Annotated in this window: 20 protein-coding genes; 12 read left to right on the top strand and 8 right to left on the bottom strand. The window is 34.7% G+C overall.

Annotation, left to right across the window (positions count from 1 at the left end; all coding sequences use genetic code 11):
* Positions 1-110: 110 nt before the first annotated feature.
* On the top strand, positions 111-1052 hold the full coding sequence (locus P8625_RS07905; RefSeq protein WP_279649930.1) for a calcium/sodium antiporter: 942 nt from the start codon (positions 111-113) through the stop codon (positions 1050-1052).
* A gap of 145 nt (positions 1053-1197) precedes the next feature.
* Here P8625_RS07905 and P8625_RS07900 read toward each other — a convergent pair whose 3' ends face one another.
* Positions 1198-2208, bottom strand: a complete 1011-nt coding sequence (locus tag P8625_RS07900; protein ID WP_279649929.1) for a glutamine synthetase beta-grasp domain-containing protein — start codon at positions 2206-2208, stop codon at positions 1198-1200.
* Positions 2209-2396: 188 nt separating this feature from the next.
* Between P8625_RS07900 and P8625_RS07895 the strand changes: the two genes are divergently transcribed.
* The 5 genes from P8625_RS07895 to P8625_RS07875 all read left to right on the top strand — a co-directional run bounded on the left by P8625_RS07895 (position 2397) and on the right by P8625_RS07875 (position 9498).
* Positions 2397-4580: a glutamine synthetase III family protein gene (locus P8625_RS07895; protein ID WP_279649928.1), complete on the top strand. Its 2184-nt coding sequence runs from the start codon at positions 2397-2399 to the stop codon at positions 4578-4580.
* Between the two features lie 3 nt (positions 4581-4583).
* Complete coding sequence (locus tag P8625_RS07890; protein WP_279652900.1) at positions 4584-5042, top strand: GNAT family N-acetyltransferase; 459 nt, start codon at positions 4584-4586, stop codon at positions 5040-5042.
* A gap of 10 nt (positions 5043-5052) precedes the next feature.
* On the top strand, positions 5053-5538 hold the full coding sequence (locus P8625_RS07885) for a GNAT family N-acetyltransferase (protein ID WP_279652899.1): 486 nt from the start codon (positions 5053-5055) through the stop codon (positions 5536-5538).
* A 56-nt stretch (positions 5539-5594) separates the two neighbouring features.
* Positions 5595-6773 carry an AIR synthase related protein gene (locus tag P8625_RS07880; RefSeq protein ID WP_279652898.1) on the top strand — a complete coding sequence of 393 codons (1179 nt, stop codon included), beginning with the start codon at positions 5595-5597 and terminating at the stop codon, positions 6771-6773.
* Between the two features lie 178 nt (positions 6774-6951).
* Positions 6952-9498, top strand: coding sequence for an adenosylcobalamin-dependent ribonucleoside-diphosphate reductase (locus P8625_RS07875; RefSeq protein WP_279652897.1), 2547 nt, complete (start codon positions 6952-6954; stop codon positions 9496-9498).
* 54 nt (positions 9499-9552) lie between these two features.
* Here the strand turns inward: P8625_RS07875 and P8625_RS07870 are convergent, their stop codons facing one another.
* The 4 genes from P8625_RS07870 to P8625_RS07855 all read right to left on the bottom strand — a co-directional run bounded on the left by P8625_RS07870 (position 9553) and on the right by P8625_RS07855 (position 13879).
* Positions 9553-10137, bottom strand: a complete 585-nt coding sequence (locus P8625_RS07870) for a hypothetical protein (protein WP_279652896.1) — start codon at positions 10135-10137, stop codon at positions 9553-9555.
* A gap of 3 nt (positions 10138-10140) precedes the next feature.
* Complete coding sequence (locus P8625_RS07865; RefSeq protein WP_279652895.1) at positions 10141-10704, bottom strand: YceI family protein; 564 nt, start codon at positions 10702-10704, stop codon at positions 10141-10143.
* A gap of 459 nt (positions 10705-11163) precedes the next feature.
* A complete protein-coding gene (gene lysS, locus P8625_RS07860) occupies positions 11164-12858 on the bottom strand; it encodes a lysine--tRNA ligase (RefSeq protein ID WP_279652894.1) in 1695 nt (564 codons plus the stop codon).
* Positions 12859-13378: 520 nt separating this feature from the next.
* A complete protein-coding gene (locus P8625_RS07855; RefSeq protein ID WP_279652893.1) occupies positions 13379-13879 on the bottom strand; it encodes a DUF456 domain-containing protein in 501 nt (166 codons plus the stop codon).
* Positions 13880-13995: 116 nt separating this feature from the next.
* On the opposite strand from P8625_RS07855, the gene P8625_RS07850 reads away from it, so the two are divergent.
* The 4 genes from P8625_RS07850 to P8625_RS07835 are packed head-to-tail and all read left to right on the top strand — an operon-like array spanning position 13996 to position 17675.
* The gene (locus P8625_RS07850) at positions 13996-14466 is read left to right on the top strand and encodes a hypothetical protein (protein ID WP_279652892.1); all 471 of its coding nucleotides are present in this window, start codon (positions 13996-13998) and stop codon (positions 14464-14466) included.
* Positions 14467-14471: 5 nt separating this feature from the next.
* Positions 14472-14840 (top strand): BlaI/MecI/CopY family transcriptional regulator, encoded by a 369-nt coding sequence (locus tag P8625_RS07845; RefSeq protein ID WP_279652891.1) that lies wholly within the window; start codon positions 14472-14474, stop codon positions 14838-14840.
* Entirely contained in the window at positions 14837-16372 is a 1536-nt protein-coding gene (locus P8625_RS07840) for a M56 family metallopeptidase (RefSeq protein WP_279652890.1), read from the top strand. Before P8625_RS07845 ends, P8625_RS07840 begins: the two co-directional genes overlap by 4 nt.
* Positions 16373-16421: 49 nt before the next feature.
* The gene (locus P8625_RS07835) at positions 16422-17675 is read left to right on the top strand and encodes a tetratricopeptide repeat protein (protein ID WP_279652889.1); all 1254 of its coding nucleotides are present in this window, start codon (positions 16422-16424) and stop codon (positions 17673-17675) included.
* A 68-nt stretch (positions 17676-17743) separates the two neighbouring features.
* On the opposite strand, the gene P8625_RS07830 is transcribed toward P8625_RS07835, so the two are convergent.
* Positions 17744-19009, bottom strand: coding sequence for a hypothetical protein (locus P8625_RS07830; RefSeq protein ID WP_279652888.1), 1266 nt, complete (start codon positions 19007-19009; stop codon positions 17744-17746).
* 238 nt (positions 19010-19247) lie between these two features.
* On the opposite strand from P8625_RS07830, the gene P8625_RS07825 reads away from it, so the two are divergent.
* Positions 19248-19658 (top strand): energy transducer TonB, encoded by a 411-nt coding sequence (locus P8625_RS07825; RefSeq protein WP_279652887.1) that lies wholly within the window; start codon positions 19248-19250, stop codon positions 19656-19658.
* Between the two features lie 6 nt (positions 19659-19664).
* Here P8625_RS07825 and P8625_RS07820 read toward each other — a convergent pair whose 3' ends face one another.
* Positions 19665-21173, bottom strand: coding sequence for a GH3 auxin-responsive promoter family protein (locus P8625_RS07820; RefSeq protein WP_279652886.1), 1509 nt, complete (start codon positions 21171-21173; stop codon positions 19665-19667).
* A gap of 66 nt (positions 21174-21239) precedes the next feature.
* On the opposite strand from P8625_RS07820, the gene P8625_RS07815 reads away from it, so the two are divergent.
* Positions 21240-22034, top strand: a complete 795-nt coding sequence (locus P8625_RS07815; protein WP_279652885.1) for a DUF2797 domain-containing protein — start codon at positions 21240-21242, stop codon at positions 22032-22034.
* Here P8625_RS07815 and P8625_RS07810 read toward each other — a convergent pair.
* Positions 22029-22643 carry an HD domain-containing protein gene (locus P8625_RS07810; protein WP_279652884.1) on the bottom strand — a complete coding sequence of 205 codons (615 nt, stop codon included), beginning with the start codon at positions 22641-22643 and terminating at the stop codon, positions 22029-22031. The genes P8625_RS07815 and P8625_RS07810 overlap by 6 nt on opposite strands.
* Positions 22644-22673: the final 30 nt, after the last annotated feature.

Below are 22673 nucleotides of genomic sequence, written 5' to 3'. Positions count from 1 at the left end.
TCAAGAAATTGGTTGAGCTAAAAAAGCAGCGATTTTAAAAGTAAGTACATTACCCATTTTTAGGTTTCAAAACTTCGTTACAAAAGAGTATCTTCGCCTAAAAATATTTTATGAGTATTTTATATATTGTAATTGGACTAACATTATTAGTATTAGGAGGAAACTGGTTGCTAAAAGCAGCAGTAGGATTGTCGCTAAAATTACAGATACCAAAAATAGTCATTGGTATGACGGTGGTGTCGTTTGCAACATCAGCTCCAGAATTGATTGTAAGTATAAAATCTGCCTTAGATGGCGCAACAGGCTTGGCAGTAGGAAATGTAATCGGTTCGAATATCGCAAACTTAGGGTTGGTTTTGGGAATAACAGTCGTACTATCGGCAATAGATGTAGAAAAAAGTTTCTATAAAACCGATTGGCCCGTAATGATGATTGCTTCTGTAATGCTGTACTTTTTTATAGTGAACGATAAAACCATTCAGTTTTACGAAGGGGCTATTATGTTTACGACATTAATTGTCTTTTTAATTTATTTATTGCGTTTTCAAAAGCAGGCCGTTGTCGACGAAATGCCCGAAGACGATGAGGAACTCCCTTTATATAAAATAGCCTTGTTTTTAGCCATAGGTGGCGTTGGTTTATGGGGAGGCTCAGAATTGTTGGTCAACGGTTCGGTTACTTTGGCGAAAAATCTGGGGGTAAGCGATGCCATAATCGGAGTAACGGTAGTATCTGTAGGAACCAGTATTCCTGAATTAGCCGCATCGGTTATTGCTGTTATGAACAAAGAAAAAGCCATTTCAATAGGAAATCTTGTAGGTTCTAACGTATTTAATATTTTGGCAGTTTTAGGAATTACTGCAATGATTACTCCTGTTGAGGTAAAACCCGACGCCTATAGTTTAATAGATAACGATATTTATTGGATGTTAGGAATTTCGTTTGCCATTTTACCCTTGGTGTTCTTTCCGAAAGGAATGCGATTGGGGTGGAGAGATGGAATTATTTTGCTGGGTACCTACGCAACTTTTATATACCTAACTATTTCGTAACTTTTAAGATAAAGTTTGTGATTTCCTCTCGGCATCCGATAAATGGAAGCAGAAAGAGTCAAAGCACGTTAGAACCAAAGAGATTTAAAATAAAAAAAGCCGCAATTTGCGGCTTTGTTATTTAATGTAGTATGCTTTTTGTTAATTATACCTTAGCACTTTTTACAGTTTCAATAATTCTTCCAGCCACTTTATAAGGATCAGCATTTGAAGCAGGTCTTCTGTCTTCTAACCAACCTTTCCAGCCTTTTTCTACCGTAATAATTGGAATACGGATTGAAGCACCTCTATCAGAAACTCCGTAACTAAAGTCAGATACATGGGCAGTTTCGTGTAAACCAGTTAAACGCTCATCGTTGTAAGCACCATAAACATTGATATGCTCTTCAGTAACAGGTCTGAATGCTTCACAAATTTTCTCGTATGTTTCTTTTGAGCCACAAGTCCTTAACGTATTGTTAGAGAAGTTGGCATGCATACCCGAACCATTCCAGTCACCTTTTACAGGTTTTGGGTGGTATTCGATATAATATCCGTATTTTTCAGTTAAACGGTCTAATAAATAGCGAGCAACCCAAATTTCGTCTCCTGCTTTTTTAGCACCTTTCGCAAACAATTGAAATTCCCATTGTCCTGGAGCTACTTCTTGGTTAATTCCTTCAAAGTTTAAACCAGCTTGTATACATAAATCGGCATGTTCTTCAACGAAATCTCTTCCCCATGTATAACGTCCACCTACAGAACAGTAGTATTTTCCTTGTGGTCCAGGGAATCCACCACGAGGGAATCCTAAAGGAAGATCAGTTTTAGTATCCATTAAAAAGTATTCTTGCTCAAAACCAAACCAAAAATCATTGTCATCATCATCAATTTTTGCACGAGCGTTCGAAGCATGTGGCGTACCATCAGCATTTAAAACTTCAGACATTACTAAGTATCCATTTTTTCTAGTAGGGTCTGGATAAATAGCAACAGGCTTTAATAAGCAATCAGAAGCACCTCCTGAAGCTTGTTCTGTTGAGCTTCCGTCGAAAGACCAAATAGGACAATCTTCTAATTTCCCGCTAAAGTCATCTTCAATCTTGGTTTTACTACGCATATTTTGCGTTGGTTCATGACCATCTAACCAAATGTATTCTAATTTTGATTTACTCATGATTTTTGTTTTTTATATTGTTAAGGAATTAAACACGAGGCAAAAATGAGTATTTTTTCTATTAAAAGCAAAAAAAATAAAGGGTGTTTTTAAAATAAAATAACTTTTAATCATTTTGACCCCTGTTTTTTAGGGGGTGTTTGCTTAAAAAGTGTATTTTTGAAAATAAAATCTAATACCCTATTAATATGTCAATTTTAAGATTTAATGCATTACAAGAGGTTTTAAATAGAAAGCCAATACAAATAGAAGAGAACGATCGTCGTTCAGAATTGTTTGGTAAAAATGTGTTTAACGAACAAGCCATGCGTCAGTACATGACTAAAGAAGCGTATCGAAGTGTAATAGATGCAATTGAGTTTGGAGCGAAGATTGATAGAAAAACGGCTGACCAGATTGCCTTAAGTATGAAAGATTGGGCATTGTCTAAAGGAGCCACACACTACACACACTGGTTTCAACCCTTAACCGGAGCAACTGCCGAAAAGCACGATGCTTTTTTTGAAACCATAGACGGAGGAGGAGCTATGGAAAAGTTTGATGGAAGTCAATTGGTACAACAAGAGCCAGATGCGTCTAGTTTTCCTAATGGAGGAATTAGAAACACGTTTGAAGCACGCGGATATACTGCATGGGATCCAACATCACCAGCCTTTATTTATGGTACTACCCTATGTATTCCAACCGTTTTTGTAGCCTATACGGGCGAAGCGTTAGACAACAAAGCACCATTGTTAAGAGCTTTGCAAGCAGTCGATACCGCAGCTACAGCAGTTTGTAAATATTTTGATAAGAACGTAAGTAAAGTAAATGCAACCCTAGGTTGGGAGCAAGAATATTTTTTAATAGATACAGCGTTGGCAGCCGCGCGTCCTGATATTATGATGACGGGAAGAACCTTGTTAGGACATGCGCCAGCAAAAGGGCAGCAGTTAGACGATCATTATTTTGGTTCGATACCTGCTAGAGCGTTGAGTTTTATGCGCGATTTAGAGCACGAATGTATGTTGTTAGGCGTACCCGTTAAAACACGCCATAATGAAGTAGCACCGAATCAGTTTGAGTTAGCACCTATTTTTGAAGAAGCGAACTTAGCGGTAGATCATAATTCATTATTAATGGATGTGATGGAAAAAGTATCACAGCGACATCAATTTAAAGTGTTGTTTCATGAAAAACCATTTGCAGGAATTAATGGTTCAGGAAAGCATAATAACTGGAGTTTGTCTACCGATACAGGAGTTAATTTATTGAGCCCGGGTAAAACTCCGATGAAAAATTTACAATTCTTAACCTTTTTTGTGAACACCATCAAGGCAGTTCACGATTACGAAGAATTAATTAGAGCATCGATAGCAAGTGCAAGTAACGATCATCGTTTAGGAGCTAACGAAGCACCACCAGCCATTATATCGGTTTTTATAGGAACGCAATTATCATCGGTATTAGATGAATTGGAAAACGTAACCAAAGGAAAATTATCGCCAGAAGAAAAAACAGATCTAAAATTAAATATTGTAGGGAAGATTCCTGAAATCCTATTAGACAATACAGATAGAAACAGAACTTCACCTTTTGCATTTACAGGAAATAAGTTTGAGTTACGTGCAGTAGGCTCATGGTCTAACTGTGCAGGACCTATGACCGTATTGAATACCATTATAGCCAAACAATTAAATGAGTTTAAAAAAGAAGTAGATGAATTAATTGACACCAAAAAATTTAAAAAAGATGAGGCTATTTTTAATGTATTGAGAGAATATATAAAATCATCAAAAAACATTCGATTTGAAGGAGATGGATATGGTGAAGCTTGGGAAAAAGAAGCAAAGAAAAGAGGATTGTCAAATAACAAAACAACTCCTGAAGCATTAAAAGCTAAAATATCTAAAAAAGCGATAGCCCTTTTCGAAGAAATGGGTGTGATGAATAAGGTAGAGGTAGAAGCCCGTCATGAAATTAAATTAGAAGAATATTCTAAAAAAATACAAATTGAAAGTAGAGTCTTGGGCGATATTGCAAGAAACCATGTCATACCCATTGCTATTCAATACCAAAATACGTTGATAGAAAATGTAAGGGGGTTAAAAGAAATTTTTGGAAATAATTTTGAGAAGTACGCCAACGAACAAATCTATTTAATTCAGAAAATATCCAATCATATTGTTGAAATTAATTCTAAAGTAGAAGAGATGATTGAAGAACGCAAAAAAGCCAATAAACTAGTAGGACAAAAAAATGCCGATGCTTACTGTAACAAAGTAAAACCTTATTTTGATGAAATTCGTTATCATTGTGATAAGTTAGAGTTGATGGTAGATGATAATCTATGGACGTTAACGAAGTACAGAGAATTATTGTTTACACGATAGTCAATGAACACCGAATTGAAATTTGAGAAAACAAATTCTAAAGACGAGAATTTTGTTAGTTTGGTACAAGAACTAGATGCGTATCTCTCGGAAGTAAATGGGAGTAAAGATGACTTTTTCAGGCAGTTTAATACAATAGATGTCTTGCCGTATGTGATGGTAGGATATTTAGGAGCAACGCCTGTAGCTTGCGGAGCGTTTAAAGTAGTTGCCAACAAAACGGTAGAGGTTAAGCGAATGTATGTAAAACCCACAAGTAGAGGAAAAAACGTCGCAACACTTCTTTTAAAAGAATTAGAAGAATGGGTAAAGCAAGAAGGGTTTGATACCATTATTTTAGAAACAAGTAAAACGATGAAGTCTGCCGTGAACCTGTATCAAAAAAACGGGTATGTTGTAATTCCAAACTATGCACCTTATAAAGAAGTTTCATCAAGTATTTGTTTTCAGAAACAATTATGAAGAACATAACATGATACATATAGCCAAACTCACGCAAAACCATTGGCAAGAAGTAGCTACTATATTTCAGGAAGGAATTGAAACTAAAAACGCTACCTTCAGAACTCAAGTTCCTATTTGGGAAGCATGGAACGAGTCACATCATCAGCACTCTCGGTTTATTGCTTTAGAAGCAGGTAAGGTAGTAGGTTGGTGCGCCCTAGCTCCAGTATCAACAAGATTTGAGTATAACGGCGTGGCAGAAGTAAGTGTATATGTTAAGCTAGGAATCGCAGGGAAAGGAGTAGGAAGTTTATTAATGGAAGCGCTCATTGCATCTTCCGAAGCACAGGGTATTTGGACTTTGTATTCAAGCTTATTTCCCGAAAATGAAGCAAGTGTTCGATTGCATCTCAAATACGGTTTTCGAAAGATAGGATATCGAGAAAAAATAGCGCAGTTAGATGGTGTTTGGAGAGATACCGTTTTGTATGAAAGACGCAGTAAAAAACAATAATTACTTTGATAGTTTACTGTTTTTAAAGTAATTTCGCAGCAACAACAACGCAACACATGAGTAACGAGGTATCTAAACGCTACGCGCAACGTGGAGTATCGGCATCTAAAGAAGATGTGCACAACGCCATTAAGAATATTGACAAAGGATTATTTCCAAAAGCTTTCTGTAAAATTGTTCCCGATTACCTAACGAACGATGAGGATTACTGTTTAATTATGCATGCTGATGGGGCAGGAACAAAATCGTCTTTAGCCTACATGTACTGGAAAGAAACAGGCGACCTCTCGGTATGGAAAGGGATTGCGCAAGATGCCTTAATTATGAATATCGACGATTTATTATGTGTAGGAGCAACCGATAACATTATGTTATCGTCTACCATCGGGCGTAATAAAAGTAACATTCCAGGAGAAGTGTTGTCGGCAATTATTAATGGAACAGAAGAGCTAATTCAGGAGTTGAAAGAATTCGGAGTTACCATTCATTCCACTGGTGGAGAAACTGCCGATGTAGGAGATTTGGTACGTACGATTATTGTAGACTCTACCGTAACGGCTCGTATGAAACGAGCAGATGTTATTGACAATGCAAATATCAAAGCAGGAGATGTGATTGTAGGCTTAGAATCGTTCGGACAAGCTACTTACGAGAAAGCATACAACGGAGGTATGGGAAGTAACGGGCTAACCTCAGCACGTCACGACGTGTTTCATAAAGAATTAGCAGAAAAATATCCAGAAAGTTTTGATGCTTCTGTACCCTCAGATTTAGTGTATTCAGGAAATACGAAATTAACCGATGCGGTGGCTGATTCACCAATAGATGCAGGAAAGTTAGTGCTGTCGCCAACAAGAACGTACGCACCAATTATCAAGAAAATTTTATCAAAATTCTCTTCAAAAGAGGTACATGGTATGATTCATTGTTCTGGAGGAGCGCAAACCAAAATTTTACATTTTGTAGACAACCTACATATTGTAAAAGACAACATGTTTCCGATTCCACCCTTATTTAAATTGATACAAGAACAATCAAAAACCGATTGGAAAGAAATGTATCAAGTTTTCAACTGTGGTCACCGAATGGAGTTATACGTATCTCCTGAAGTTGCAGAAGAGATAATCGCTATATCGAAATCATTCAACGTAAACGCACAGGTTGTTGGTAGCGTAGAAAAATCGGATAAAAAACAACTAACTATAAAAAGTGACTACGGAACCTTTGAGTATTAAATTTTCTTAAAAAGGAAATAAAATAACAACTTTTTTAGGTTGATAAAAATGTAAATAGCTAATATTTAGTTTTTTACATTTTTTTTTGATTAACTTTATGACTTTAATCATGTTTTAAGTTATTTTTTTTGAGTTGTTTTACAAGCGTCTAATGAATCGCTAAATTCTCAATGAAATAATGAAACCAACAACACAAATCGCAGCTAAAAAAGTAGTTACAAGAGACGAAGCACTGCAAGCTTCACTTGTTTATTTTAACAACGATGATTTGGCAGCCAGTGTTTGGCTAAATAAATATGCCTTAAAAGATTCTAAAGGTACTATTTATGAAAGTACCCCTGATGCTATGCATCATAGAATTGCCAAAGAAATTGCTCGAATCGAAAAAAAATATGCAAATCCGTTAACTGCAGATGCAATATACGAAGTCATAAAAAACTTCAAATATATCGTGCCGCAAGGAAGCCCGATGGCAGGAATAGGAAATCCGTTTCAAATCGCATCACTTTCTAATTGTTTTGTTATAGGAAACGAAGGAGGTTCAGATTCGTACGGAGGAATTATGAAAATAGATCAAGAGCAAGTGCAGCTTATGAAAAGAAGAGGTGGGGTAGGTCATGATTTGTCACATATAAGACCCAAAGGGTCGCCCGTAAAAAATTCGGCATTAACCTCTACAGGAATTGTTCCGTTTATGGAGCGTTATTCAAACTCAACACGAGAGGTAGCGCAAGATGGTCGTAGAGGAGCGTTGATGTTGTCGGTGTCTATCAATCACCCAGATTCAGAAGATTTTATTGATGCGAAATTAGAGCAAGGAAAAGTAACAGGGGCCAATGTTTCTGTAAGAATAGACGATGCGTTTATGGAAGCCGTAAAAAAAGGAGGAGCATATACACAAAAGTACCCTGTTTTTAGTGAAAATTCGAAGTATTCAAAAACCATCGAAGCACAAAAATTATGGAAAAAAATAGTGTACAATGCGTGGAAATCTGCCGAACCAGGAATTTTGTTTTGGGATACTATTATTAATGAATCGGTACCCGATTGTTATGCCGATTTAGGTTATAAAACAGTATCTACAAATCCTTGTGGAGAAATTCCGTTATGCCCGTATGATTCGTGTCGCCTTCTGGCAATCAATCTCTTTTCGTATGTAGAACATCCGTTTACCAAAAAGGCAACTTTCAATATAGAATTGTTTAAAAAACATATTGTCATTGCCCAGCGAATGATGGATGATATTATTGATTTAGAATTAGAAAAAATAGATAAAATTTTAGAGAAAATAGATGCCGACCCAGAACTAGATGAAGTAAAAGCGACAGAGAAAAATCTTTGGTTACATATAAGAAGAAAAGCCTATGAAGGAAGAAGAACAGGAATAGGCATAACTGCAGAAGGAGATATGTTGGCTGCTTTAGGAATTCGTTACGGAAGCAAAGAAGGAAACGAATTTTCAGTAAGAGTACATCAAACATTAGCCATTGAAACTTATAGAGCCTCGGTAAATTTGGCTAAAGAACGAGGGGCGTTTTCGATATTCGATGCAGAAAGAGAAAAAAACAATCCCTTTATTTTGCGATTAAAAGAAGCAGACAGCAAGTTGTATTATGAAATGTTAGAGTACGGGCGCAGAAATATCGCTTTGCTTACCATTGCGCCAACGGGCACCACAAGTTTGATGACACAAACATCTTCGGGCATTGAACCCGTGTTTATGCCCGTGTATAAGCGAAGAAAAAAAGTGAATCCAAACGATACAGGAGTGCGTGTAGATTTTGTAGATGAAGTGGGAGACTCCTGGGAAGAGTACGTAGTTTTTCATCACCGATTTAAACAATGGATGGAAGTAAATGGCATAGACACGAATCAAAACTTTTCACAAAAAGAACTAGATAAGCTGGTAAAGCAATCGCCCTATTACAAAGCTACCTCTAATGATGTAGATTGGTTGAGCAAAGTAACGATGCAAGGTGCTGTGCAAAAATGGGTAGACCATTCTATAAGTGTAACGGTTAATCTGCCAAATGATGTGAGTGAAGATTTGGTAGGAGAGTTGTATTTAAAAGCATGGGAAGTTGGATGCAAAGGGGTTACGGTGTACAGAGATGGGTCGAGATCAGGCGTTTTAATAGCAACTAACGATAAACAAGAAGAACATACTTTAACCTCATTTCCAATCAAACGTCCGCAAGTTTTAGAGGCTGATGTGGTTCGCTTTCAGAACAAAAAAGAAAAGTGGATTGCTTTTATCGGGCTGGTTGATGAGAAACCGTATGAAATTTTTACGGGTTTAGCTGATGATGAAGACGGTATTTTATTACCACGCTGGGTAGAGAAAGGGTTTATTATAAAAAACAGAAATGAAGATGGAAGCTCTCGTTATGATTTTCAATACAAAAATAAACGGGGCTACAAAACTACGATAGAAGGCTTATCGCATAAGTTTAATCCAGAATTCTGGAATTATGCGAAGTTGTTTTCAGGAACCTTACGTCACGGAATGCCTATTGATAAAATTGTAGAGTTAATTCAGAGTTTACAGTTAGATAGTGAATCGATTAATACATGGAAAAACGGTGTTGTGAGAGCCTTAAAGCGTTATGTTGAAGACGGAACAACAGTAAAAGGGCAAACCTGTGAAAATTGTAAATCAGGCAATTTAGTATACCAAGAAGGATGCTTGACTTGTAATGACTGTGGAACCTCCAAATGTGGGTAAAAGCTGTATCACTTAATTAATCCTCAGAGTAATCTGAGGATTTTTTTGTTACGATTAGTTACAATAGTCGTTTACAAGCTTAATTTTGTTGAGCATTTTCCATGTTTGATGCGTGAAGTTTTTTGGAGAAAACGTAAACAAGAGGATTAATTTTTCTTGCTTCTTACAAAAATGACTTTTTACTAATACGTTTAAAACAATTGGCTTTTTAGTCGTAAATCGATCGTACGTTTTAATTTTTCCTACAAACAGGTGCTTCTCTTTTTTTATAAACAGAGCGACCGTTTTATACGCTTTTAATTCTTCGGTGGTATCTATTCTCATTAAGCCATCAAAATACTTTTGTAGGTCAGTTTCTAAGTCGTTTGTGGTAATTTCTGATTTTTTGTTAATGTTCCAAGCAAAAGTATACGACCAAAAGTTAGGATGTTGTACATCAGACCAACCTGTTGGAGGAAATCGGGCTTCTTCGATACCCTGATAGTTTATACTCGGAGCGAAACTTATAGGAAACTTAAAAATTTCCTTTCCCCAAGAATTATCTAGATCAATTAAGCTTACTTCTTCGTTCTTTTGGGTGTAAAGGTTTATAGAGCAAAGAAAAAATAAACAAGCGAGTGTACTAAAGTTGTTTTTCATTTTTTACAATTTTACAGATACTTCAAACCCAATAGCATCAGAAATAAAACCATTTTTAAGTTTACTTTGATAATTAACATTCCAAAGCTTTCTATCTATTTTAAAACGAGTTTTCATTAGTCGTTCTTTATAATTAAACTCTACTCTAAAATTAATGGTTTTCGTAATTCCTTTTAAAGTAAAGTCAGCTTTCATTCTTGCATGGGTTTTATCTGAATAATTTACTTCTGTAATCACTAATTTGGCGAACGGAAATTTTTTGGTGTCAAAAAAATCAGGGTCTTTCAAATGGTTTACAAGATTGTCTTTTCCTTCTTGTTGTTTTATATCGGTATTGGTAATAGAATTCATATCTATAATAAATTCACCGCCTGTAATTACATCATCGGTTTTTATAAAATACCCTTCTTTAAAATTGACAAATCCATCATGTCCACCAAAATGGAAAGTAAGTTCTCCAATCCATTTAATAGTACTCTCAGTAACATCAATGTATAGTTTTTCTTGTGCATTAGCAGTGGTAGGTATCCATGTAGTACAAATAAGTGCGATAATAAATTTTTTCATCTGATTGATTTTTAAAATGTCAGATAAAACTATTTCAGTATTCATAGAAAAGTGTCAAAAAAAAGTAAAAGAAGTGTGGAGAATTGTAAAAAAAGAACAAACACGAAGTTTCTCTCTTTTTTATTTAACTTGAGTTTTCGATACAATATTAAATTCGATATACTAAAATCAACAGAATATCAAGTAGATAGCGTGAAGTATGAGTGATGAGACATTTCAATAATAAGAGTTATACATTTTGCGAATAATTTTTTCGTGTTGTTAGTTCGAGACAACAGACAAAAAAATTGTCAAGCAAATTTGATATTGTATCCCGAACTTACTTCAAAATAGTATAAAACCAAACAAAAAAAGCAACCTTACTTCGACTACGCTCAGTAACCAGTAGGGGTGCTTTTTACTTACTATTAAATTTTTAAGAACTCTCGAACTGTATTCGGAGCACTTCTCAGAATTGTTTTATATAATTTCCACAAACAAGCCTTCTTCAGTTTTTTCAACTTTGGCAAGGTTATTTTTGGTTAAGCCTTTGATGGTTTTGTCCCATTTCTTGTTCGATAAACCAGATTGAGATTTTAATTCGTTTAATTCTATTTTTTCAGCTTTTTCAAGTAAAGTTAACAATGCTTTTTCATCGTCGTTTAACTCAACCGTTGGCGCTTTTCTCTCGGGCTTCATTTGCGGGAAGAACAATACTTCTTGAATAGATTGATTATTCGTTAAAAACATAACCAAACGATCCATTCCAATTCCCAATCCAGAGGTAGGAGGCATTCCGTATTCCAGAGCACGTAAAAAGTCTTGATCGATAAACATCGCTTCATCGTCCCCTCTGTCAGCCAATTTCAATTGTGCTTCAAAACGCTCGCGTTGGTCGATGGGGTCGTTCAATTCAGAATACGCATTGGCAATTTCTTTTCCGCAGACCATGAGTTCAAAACGCTCTGTTAATTCAGGATTGTCACGATGTTCTTTACACAACGGAGACATTTCTTTCGGATAATCGGTAATAAAGGTAGGCTGAATGTAGTTGCCTTCACACTTTTCCCCAAAAATCTCATCGATTAATTTTCCTTTCCCCATGGTGTCATCTACCTCGATACCCATGTCTTGAGCCGCTTTTCGGATTTCATCTTCCGATTTTCCATTGATATCAAAACCAGTAAAGTGTTTGATGGCATCTGCCATGGTAACACGTGCATAAGGTGCTTTAAAATCTACCTCATGCTCTCCAAAGGTAGCTTTGGTAGTTCCGTTAACTGCCAACGCACAGTGTTCTAATAATTTTTCGGTAAACTCCATCATCCAGTTGTAGTCTTTGTAAGCTACATAAATTTCCATGGCGGTAAATTCAGGATTGTGTGTTCTGTCCATCCCTTCGTTACGGAAGTTTTTAGAAAACTCATACACACCGTCAAAACCACCCACAATCAAACGCTTTAAGTACAATTCATTCGCAATACGCATGTACAACGGAATGTCTAAGGCGTTGTGATGGGTAACGAAAGGTCTGGCCGCAGCACCTCCTGGAATAGGTTGTAAAATAGGCGTTTCTACTTCAAAATATCCAGCGTCGTTAAAAAACTGACGCATGGCATTGAATAATTTGGTACGCTTTACAAATACTTCTTTTACTTGCGGATTCACAGCCAAATCGGCATAACGCTGGCGGTAACGCATTTCAGGGTCTGTAAAACCGTCAAAAGTGTTTCCTTCAGAATCTACTTTAGGTAAGGGTAATGGCTTTAGCGATTTGCTTAATAGTTTAAAATCTTTGACCATTACCGTAATTTCACCAACTTGTGTTTTAAACAACTCTCCTTCAATACCTACAAAGTCACCAATATCTAATAACTTTTTGTATACTTCATTGTACAAGGTTTTGTCTTCACCAGTACAAATTTCATCTCGGTTAAAATATACTTGAATACGTCCTGCACTATCTTGCAATTCAGCAAAAGAAGCTTTTCCTTGAATACGACGAGACATTAATCTACCCGCAATTACTACCTTCTTTCCTTCTTTAAACTCCTGTTTAATCTGTTTGGAATTTGAATCTAATGGAAATAAATCTGCAGGGTACGGATTGATACCCAATTCACGTAATTTCGATAGTTTTTCTCTACGTACAACTTCTTGTTCTGATAATTGCATTGACTTAATTTTTAAGTAATTTTAATTTAAAGTTGCAAAGATACAATCAATTACAAAATTAGGCAATGGTAGTGGGGTATAGATTTTATAAAAAAGTTGTTTTTTGTTTGTAGGTTTTAAAAAAGAATGTATATTTGCAGGCTGTCTGATTTTAAAAGGACAGCATTTAGTTGTGTTGTTAGATACTTTAAATAGTATCACGGTTTTGTTAACCAATGGAAAGCTTCCCTTAGATGGGTTGCTTTTTTTTTGCCCTTTAGTTAGGTTTTTATACAGTGTAAAAGTGTAATTATCTATATATAAAAGAGCGCTTATTTTTCTCTGAATTAGTTCACAATTCACAATTCGTAATTCATAATTGTATCAGAAGCTATTCCCGCTTTCCGCACTCGCTTCCCGAAGGTTCGGGAGAGCTCAAACAAATGCTGCAATCGGGGCTAAGTGTATTTGCTAACTTTTTTCATACCATACGATGTTCCATGAGTGTATTCTAAAAGAAATTGTTAATAGAGCTCGTACTCTAAAAGAAAGCATCTTTATACTCCCAAAACTTCATAATAAACAAGCCTAAAAACACCAATGAAACCGAAAATTTAATGGTAGCAGAAGCTAAAAAACCTAAAAAAGCTCCAAAAGAAGCTTTCATAGCTCTGTTGGTATCTTTACTATCATACAGAAGTTCACCTACCAACGCACCCACAAAAGCACCTATTAAAATACCAAAAGGAATGGGAGAAAACAATCCAACAATCAATCCGATCGTGGTTCCGTATACGCCATATTTTGTACCTCCAAAACGTTTGGTTCCCATGGCAGGAATCATATAATCAAGAAAAAAGATGAGAAGTGCAATAGCCAATGTAATACCTAAAAAGCTCCAGTTTTGTGGAACGACTTTCGTTAAATGTAATAATAACAAGCCCACCCAACTGGTAATAGGACCGGGTAGCACAGGTAAAAAAGACCCAACAATTCCCAAGCAAGCAAATACAAAACCTAGAACTAACAAAAATATATCCATTAATTTTTTTATTGATAAGACGAAGTTCAATGAACTTTGTTACATATTTATTAACTAAAAAACTAGTTTAAACTAGTTTTTTAGTTATATTTGTTTTTGAATTAAAAATATAAGACATGAAAAACGTATTGCTATTCTGTTTGTTGTTAGTGGTATTCTCCTGTAGTAAAGAAAATAGGGGAGTTATTATAAATCTTGAAGACGAAGTTGCGTTGAACAAGATAAAGAAATTAGAATTAGATACCAAGTATAAAAATTTATTGAATGCTCAGCTTACAACAGCTAAAGAATATGAAACGGTAATGAAGTCGTGGAGTGGTTTTCATACACAAGTAGGGAAAATACTAAAAGAAAATAATTTTGATTGGGAAGTTAGAGACAGCGCTGTTAAAATACTCAATAAAATCTATTTTAATAAAGATGGAGAAATAAATTATATGGCTTTTAAAGTGATGAATGAAAGCGTTACCGATGATAAAAAGGAAGCCTATAAAAAGATATTGTCTGATAACGTTTCAAAGCTAACGATAGCTTTAGAAAGAAACGAACAATATGCCCAATGCGGTAAGGTAAAATATGTAAACTAGTAAAAATGCACAAACAATTAACGAAAGCAGAAGAGCAAATAATGCAAGTTTTATGGAAGTTACAAAAAGCTTCGGTAAAAGAAGTAATCACCGAATTACCAGCACCGAAACCCGCCTATAATACGGTTTCAACCATTATTAGAATTTTAGAAACGAAAGAATTTGTAGGGCACGAACCTAAAGGAAGGGGGTATGTTTATTATCCGTTGATAGAAAAATCAGCGTATAGTAATGAGAGTTTACACAAGTTAATGAACGGTTATTTTGGTGGATCATTTAAAAGCATGGTGTCTTTTTTTATGAAAGAAAACAACATGGATATCCAAGAGCTAGAAAGTATTCTAAAGGAAGTGAATAAAAATGAAAAGTCATGATAAACTATCTTATTCAAGTTATATTGTTTCAAGTCCTCTTCGTGGCGGTGTATGATTTCTTTTTAAGTAAAGAAACATTTTTTAACAAAAATAGAGGATACTTGTTAAGTACCGTAGTACTTTCGTTTTTGTTACCACTGTTTAAAATTCCAACAGTTCAAAAAGCAGTGCCTCAACAGTACTATACGTTGTTGCCAGAGGTGGTGTTGTCTCCTCAAAAAGTACTAGAAAAAGCAGCATGGTATCAATCTGTAAATTACTTAGATGTTGTGTTTTGGTGTGGATGCTTCCTGTTTTTTGTGATGTTTTTAGTGAAGCTAGAACGAATTATTCGATTGATTTTGAAGTATGGTATCAGGCAACAAGGAAACTACAAGTTGGTATTGCTTCCAAAAGAAACAAAAGCCTTCTCATTTTTCAATTATATTTTTTTAGGTAATGAGATTCCTACTCAAAAAAGAGAAAAAATTATTGAGCATGAGTTGGTGCATAGCGAACAAAAACACACGGTAGATTTGCTGTTTTTTGAGTTGTTAAAAATAGGTATGTGGTTCAATCCAATGGTTTATGTATATCAAAATCGTATCTCACTAGTTCACGAATATATTTCAGATGCGGTGGCTAGTAAATCAGATAAAAAAGAAAACTATATCAACCATTTACTTGCTGATATTTTTCAGGTAGAACATATTTCATTCATCAATCAATTTTACAAACATTCCATCATTAAAAAACGAATTGCTATGATTACAAAAACACCCTCTAAAAAAGTGAAGCAACTAAAGTATCTCGTTTTAATTCCACTGTTAGGAAGTATGCTTTTATATACATCGTGTACAAGTGAGCAAGATACAATTGAGAAAAAATCAGTGAAACAACCAATAAAAGTTTATGAAAAAAAAGATGGTAAAATTGTAGAGAAAGCTTCTTCGGGGTATCAGAGTAAATATTTAGATTTATACTTAGGAGATGGGATGCCGAGTACAAGGGAATACGCTATTGATGAATTGACAGAAGAAGAGAGAGATGAGTATGCTGCTTTATTAAAAAGCTTTAACAAGATAGGAGTAATTCAGTTAAAATTTAGAGTTTTTGAAGCTGAGAATGGTAGAAGAATGGTTGCTTTAGGAAAACCATCCATAGAAAAATATAAAGAGCTTGGGAAAACAACTCAGCTGGACGCTGGAGTTGTTCCTTTTTCCTTACTGGATAAAGCACCCACGTTTCCAGGCTGTGCAGAAGGAGATAAGGACTGTTTTAATAAAAGCATGATGAAATTTGTGCAAGATAATTTTGATACTTCCATCACCAAAGGTTTAGACTTAACATCTGGGAAGCAACGAGTTTATGTGCGTTATAAAATAAATAAAGATGGTAATGTAACAGGCATTGAGGCAAGAGCACCACATGCAACAATAAAAGAACATGTAGAAGCATTAGTACGAAAATTGCCTCAAATGCAACCAGGAGAGCACAATGGTAAAAAGGTAAGTGTAGGGTATACCTTACCCATTACTTTTGAGGTAAAATAAATTAAGTATCTTGGTCATAAATAATCAAAGAAAACACAAAAATAGCAACGTGAGAATCAAAATTTTACTGATTGTTTTTGTAATAGGACTGCTAAAAGTTGAAGCGCAAGTTTCAACTTTTAAAACGATTGATAGTTTAGTAAATATAGGTCGCTATCAAACAGCATTGACAAAGTTGCATAAAATGGATACGACGTTTCAATCTACTTCAAAAATAGCCTCCATATATGCATCTATCGATAATTACAAACAAGCCTCTTTACATTATGAGAAAGCATTAGAACTGCAAGATGATTATACCACAAAAGTAAGATTAGCAAAAGCATATCAAAAACAGAAAAATTTACAAAAAGCCATTGCCATTTATGAGGCTATCGTAAGCAAAGACCCTAAAAACTTACTTATTCAATACCAACTCGGAAAATTATACACACAAACGAAGCAACCTGCTAAGGCGATTGATACGTTTAAGAATATTACTAAGCAGGATAGCACGAATGCAAACTATCATTACCGATTAGGACTAGCCTATGGAATGTTGAAAAAACAAAACCTCAAAATAAATAGCTTTTTAGAAGCTTATAAAAACGATCATGAGCATATTCAGTCGATTCATCAATTGGCATTGGCGTACACTTTTTTACGAGATAAAGACTCGGCAAGTCTCTTTGTAGATAGGGGGTTAGCAATAGATAAAAATCACATTAATTTAAACAAATTAAAAATTAATAATTTATATATAAAAGAACAATTTTCTGAAGCCATTCAACTATTGAAACGAATAGATTCTTTAGAACCTAATGAACACTACACCCAAAAAATGTTAGGACGTAGTTATTTTCATCTAAAGAAATATGACGAGGCAAAAGAACACTTTAATAAGGCTTTAAGAATTGATAGGTCAGATTTTAAAGCCTATACCTATTTAGGCGATATTAATTTTGAAAAGAAAAAGTTTTACAAAGCTCAGTTAGATTATATGATTGCTACAACGGCAGGAAAAGAACCCAGAGACGTTGAATATTACCAGTTAGGCAATGTATATGAAAAATTAGGCAATCCTGAACAGGCGTTAAAGTCTTACAAAAGAGCTTTTGAAGAAAATAGAAAAAATTACAGAGCCTTGTACCAATTGGCTCTCAAGAGTGAAGATTACTATAAAGATAAAAGGATAGCCTACAAGCATTATTCAAACTATGTAAAACGTTTTGAGAAAAAAGACACTCTGCTAACAAAGCATGCTAAAACACGGTTAAAAGAAATTAAAAAATTCTATTTCTTACAAGGAGAGGTTTTAGAATAAGCTAAAAGCAAAAAAGCTCCGTTTTTTTAAAAGGAGCTTTATACTGTTATTTCAAACAATAAATGGTATTAATTACTATCACCACAAACTATAAGTTTCACAATGAGAGGTTGTGGATTTGGAACTAATAAAACCCATCTTCCACCTATACCTAAACCGTTAAAAAAGGTAGTGGTTTGCCCTGCACTAATAATGCTTTCACGCCCACTAATATTTAATCTAACATCTACGTTAAATGGGTTTTTTACAGAAGTAATTCGTTGCCCGATGAACAAATTATTTGCAGGATATTCGTACACTACAGCGGTATTATCTCTTGATGATATGTTAAAGTTTCCTACATATGGGTATGAAATACAATTGGTGCTAGGTTCTACTTTAACAGATAATCTTGTAGAAACAGTATTTGAATTATTGGAAGCTTCTAATTTAAAATTTTGGATTCCTACATTGTTTAGCCTAATAGTTTTAGAACCAGAAGAGGTACTACTAGAGTGTATTTGTGAATTGTTGTGAAATAACTTTACACGGTTGGTATTTGAAGTATTCCAATTTAAAACTACTTGATTTCCCTTTTTTACAGTTGTTTTGTTGCTTGTAAAGCTTAAGATTTTTGGAGCGGTTGGCGGTTGATTTACACTTACAACTAATGTGTCTTGAGCTGTACCAACTTCATTTTCTGCTCTTAAAATATAGCGGGTTGTACTGGTGGGAGCAACAGTTCGTTGTCCATTAAAAGTTGTCAATTCAGTATTGTTTAAAAACACGTTAGAAGCGTGTTCGGTTTCGTATGTTAATTGTACATTCTCGCCACGATTTATAAGAGTGGTATTTGTCGATAAACGGGCAATGGGCTTAGGAATTCTTTCAACACTTACAGTAGGTGTAAACGTTATATTACCCGCCCAATCGACAGCTTCAGATTTTAAAATTATTTTCGATGTGGGACTGTCAAATTCTAATTCTCCTGAAGTTAAAACACCTACTTTACTTAATCCAGTAGCAGTGGTATCGTTCGTCTCGCTAACTTTTTTTAAAAGTTTATCCTGATATCTAAGGAGTCCGCCAGAAACTACTTCAGTTGTTAAACTTTTCAAACCACTTTCATCAGAACCGCCTGCAATCCAGAAAACTTTTTCATTTTCAGCTACTAATATTTTTTTTGGCATTTCATCGGACTTCACCATGGCTGTTTTCTTTAAACCTCCGGTAAATACTCCTACTGATAGGTTAGGGTTCGTTTTATCGTTTGTCTTGACTTTTACAGATTTACAGCCTGTTACTATTACACATAAACTCAAAGTAATTAGTGTATTGAAACTTTTTGACCTCATAATTAGTTAGTTTTTAAATTTATTGCACCAAAATTATGGCACACTCAAACAAAAAACCACAGCTATAAAAAGGTTTTTAGGTAGCTATTCTACACTTTTTTTGCACAGTGTATTTCCTTTTACTGTAAGCAGGTTTTTATGAGATTTTTTTCGTAATTTCAACTCATAATCAATAGAAATGACGTTTCAGAATTGCTGTTTTTTATTACTTTTTACGGTATTAGTATCGTGTGATAAGATGCCTTTTAAAAAAGGCGAACGTAGAGCTGATGCAGATAATGTAGTTAATTTTACAAAAGTTGATGTTTCTCCTAGCTTCACCAGTTGTATAAATTTACCTGTTCAGGAGAAAGATGCATGTTTTAGAGAAGAAATTCATAAAAGAATAGCAACCAGTTTGCAACAATATAACTTTACAACAGCTACTAATTTAAACGAAGAGGTGGTTATAAAGTTACTTATTAACAAAAAAGGGAAGTTTCTAGTAGAGAAAATTATAGCTTCTAAGACGATTGATAGTCAGTTGCCTGCATTAGACAGTATTATCAAATTAACAATTGCCAAACTACCCACAGTTCAACCTGCTATGAAGAGAGGAGTTCCAGTTACAACACAATATCAATTGCCGATTACTATAAAAACGCCCTAAAAACTTCTATAGTGTTAATAATTCTTCAACAAAATTTCGATTGTTCGATAATCGAGGTACTTTATGCTGACCTCCTAATTTTCCTTTTTTCTTCATCCAATCATAAAACAAACCTTCACGAGCTTGATGAACTTTAGGCATCGCCAAAGTCATATTGTTATAACGTTTTGCCTCATAATCAGAATTGCAGTTTTTCAAAGAATTGTCTAACATTTCTGTAAAAAAAGCTAGGTTTTTAGGAGGTTTTTTAAACTCAATAATCCATTCGTGTGCTCCATTCTCTTTCCCATTCATAAAAATAGGACCAACGGTATATTCTTTTACTTCACTATTGGTTTTATTACTGGCAGCTTTTAAGGCTTCTTCAGCATTTTCAATAATGAGTTCTTCACCAAAAACATTGATATGATGCTTGGTTCGCCCTGTAATTTTTATGCGATAGGGGTCTGTTGAGGTAAATTTAACCGTATCACCAATTAGGTAACGCCATAAACCACCATTGGTTGTTATAAGTATCGCATAATTTACATCTTTTTCAACTTTAGAAAGTGGAATTGCAGTAGAGTTTTCTCCATTATACGTGCTCATAGGGATGAACTCATAAAAAATTCCGTAGTCTAGCATCAACAACATTTCGTCAGAATTGTTTCTGTCTTGAATAGCAAAAAATCCTTCCGAAGCATTGTACGTTTCATAGTATTTAAAATCTTCTTTAGGAATGAGTCTTTTATACTGCTCTATGTACGGACTAAAGTTTACACCTCCATGAAAATAAACTTCCAAATTAGGCCATACCTCTAAAATGTTATCCTTTCCAGTTTTTTCTAAGACCCGATTCAATAGTACCAACATCCACGAAGGAACGCCTACTAGACTTGTAATATTTTCATTTATCGTCTCATTGATAATGGCTTCCATTTTAATTTCCCATTCGCTCATCAAAGCGATTTCTTGCTTAGGAGCTGAGCTAAAGTCTGCCCAAAAAGGCATATTTTCAATAATAATAGCCGATAAATCACCAAAATAGGTATTGTTGTCTTCGTATACGGCAGAGCTTCCGCCCAAGCGAAGTCCTTTACCAGTAAAAAGCTGTGCATTTTCGTTATTGTTAATATACAAGCATAGCATATCTTTTCCTGCTTTAAAGTGGCAATACTCAATAGCTTCATCGCTTACAGGAATGAACTTGCTTTTAGAATTGGTGGTACCACTAGATTTTGCAAACCAACGTATGGGAGTAGGCCAAAATAAATTCTGCTCTCCTTTTCTACAACGTTCAATAAGTGGTTCAATACTTTCGTATTGTTGAATAGGAACATTCTTAGCAAAATCGGTATAGTTTTTAATAGAAGAAAAATGATGTTGTTTACCAAATTCGGTGTTTTTAGCAAAATTTATAAGTTTTTGCAATAACTCTTTTTGCACATCAATAGGGTACTTTAAAAATAACTCTACCTGATGCTTGCGCTTTTTCAAGAACCAAGAAATGATTGAATTTATAAATGGAAACGACATAGAATAACTATTAATTCAATTTTTTTACTGTAATTTTGTGAAGCTAAAAGTAACAAAATTTAAGACATGCAATACCAAGGAGTTTTAAAAAAAATGCCTACGGAGAATTTAAGTACAGTTCAGTATTATTTAGATATGGGGGAAGATTTTTTAAATATGAACCAATTATTGAATAAAGAACTGACCCTTAGTTTTGTTACGTATGAGTGTTTACACTGCCATTTAGAAAAGAAAATTTACCGTCAAGGTTTTTGCAAAGAGTGCTTTTTTGAAACACCTACAGCAGGCGATTGGATTATGCGCCCTGAATTGAGTAAAGCGCATTTAGGAGAGGAAGATAGAGATCTAGATTATGAGAAAAAAGTGCAGCTACAGCCGCATATTGTATATTTAGCCAATTCGAGTAATGTAAAAGTGGGGGTTACTAGAAAGCAGCAAGTACCTACTCGTTGGATAGATCAAGGAGCACATGAAGCGATTGAAATTGTAGAAGTACCCAATCGTTATTTAGCAGGAATAACAGAAGTTGCTTTAAAAGAGCACGTTGCCGATAAAACGAACTGGAGGACTATGCTGAAGAATGATATGAAAGATGAAAACTTAGTCGAGTGGAGAGAGAAACTACAAGCGTTTATTCCTGATGAAGCTAAAGAATACTATATCGCAAACAATACCGAAACAAACATTCAGTTTCCTGTTGAAAAATATCCTAAAAAACCTAAAAGTTTAAACTTAGAAAAAGAAGAAACGTATACAGGAAAATTAGTAGGAATAAAAGGGCAATATTTAATTTTTGAAGACGAAACGGTATTTAATGTTCGCTCTAATGAAGGATTGGTAGTTACCATAGCGTTGTTATAATAGCGCTATTTCTCGTTGTATATTCGTACGTGCATTTTTCTCGAATTTTTCATAAAAAAAGTCAGTTTTATAGATGTTTTCCATAGTTAAAAAATGCTGTAAAGCCTTTTTTCGACCAGAATTATAAATTAAATTCGGATACATGGTGTATTCTTTGCGTACATTTTTATAATACTGAACATATACTTCCCATTCTTGACCTAAGATTGATAAATCAGCATCGATAAAATAGTTAGTATCTGAACTTTTAGACAGGTTATGAGCTTTGGTGGCTAATATTTGAGCACGACAGTTGTTGATGATTTCTTCTGGAACTAAGAGTTGCTTCATTCTTTCAATAGCAAGTTTTGCACTTTTTTCTTCATTATTGTTTTTTAAAGCGTTGTAGATAATATCATGATAAAAAAGCGTAAATAAAATAGTTTCCCAATGGGTTATTTTCTCTTTTACTGAATTTAGTTGAAAAAATAAACTGGTAAGGTGTTCTAGCGTATGATAATGTCTTTTTGTGTGTGTATAACGTTTCTCAATTTCTTGCCATAGCGAGAAGTTAATACTACTATCATTTGAATACTTAGCAAGCAGGTTTAAAAAAGTATTTCGTAACATAAAAAAGTAAAGGAAAGAAAAAAGGGTTCA

The sequence above is a fragment of the Tenacibaculum tangerinum genome (assembly GCF_029853675.1).
GTDB classification, from domain to species: domain Bacteria; phylum Bacteroidota; class Bacteroidia; order Flavobacteriales; family Flavobacteriaceae; genus Polaribacter; species Polaribacter tangerinum_A.
The sequence above is the reverse complement of the archived record's forward strand: the minus strand, read 5'-3'. Positions and strand labels throughout refer to the sequence as shown.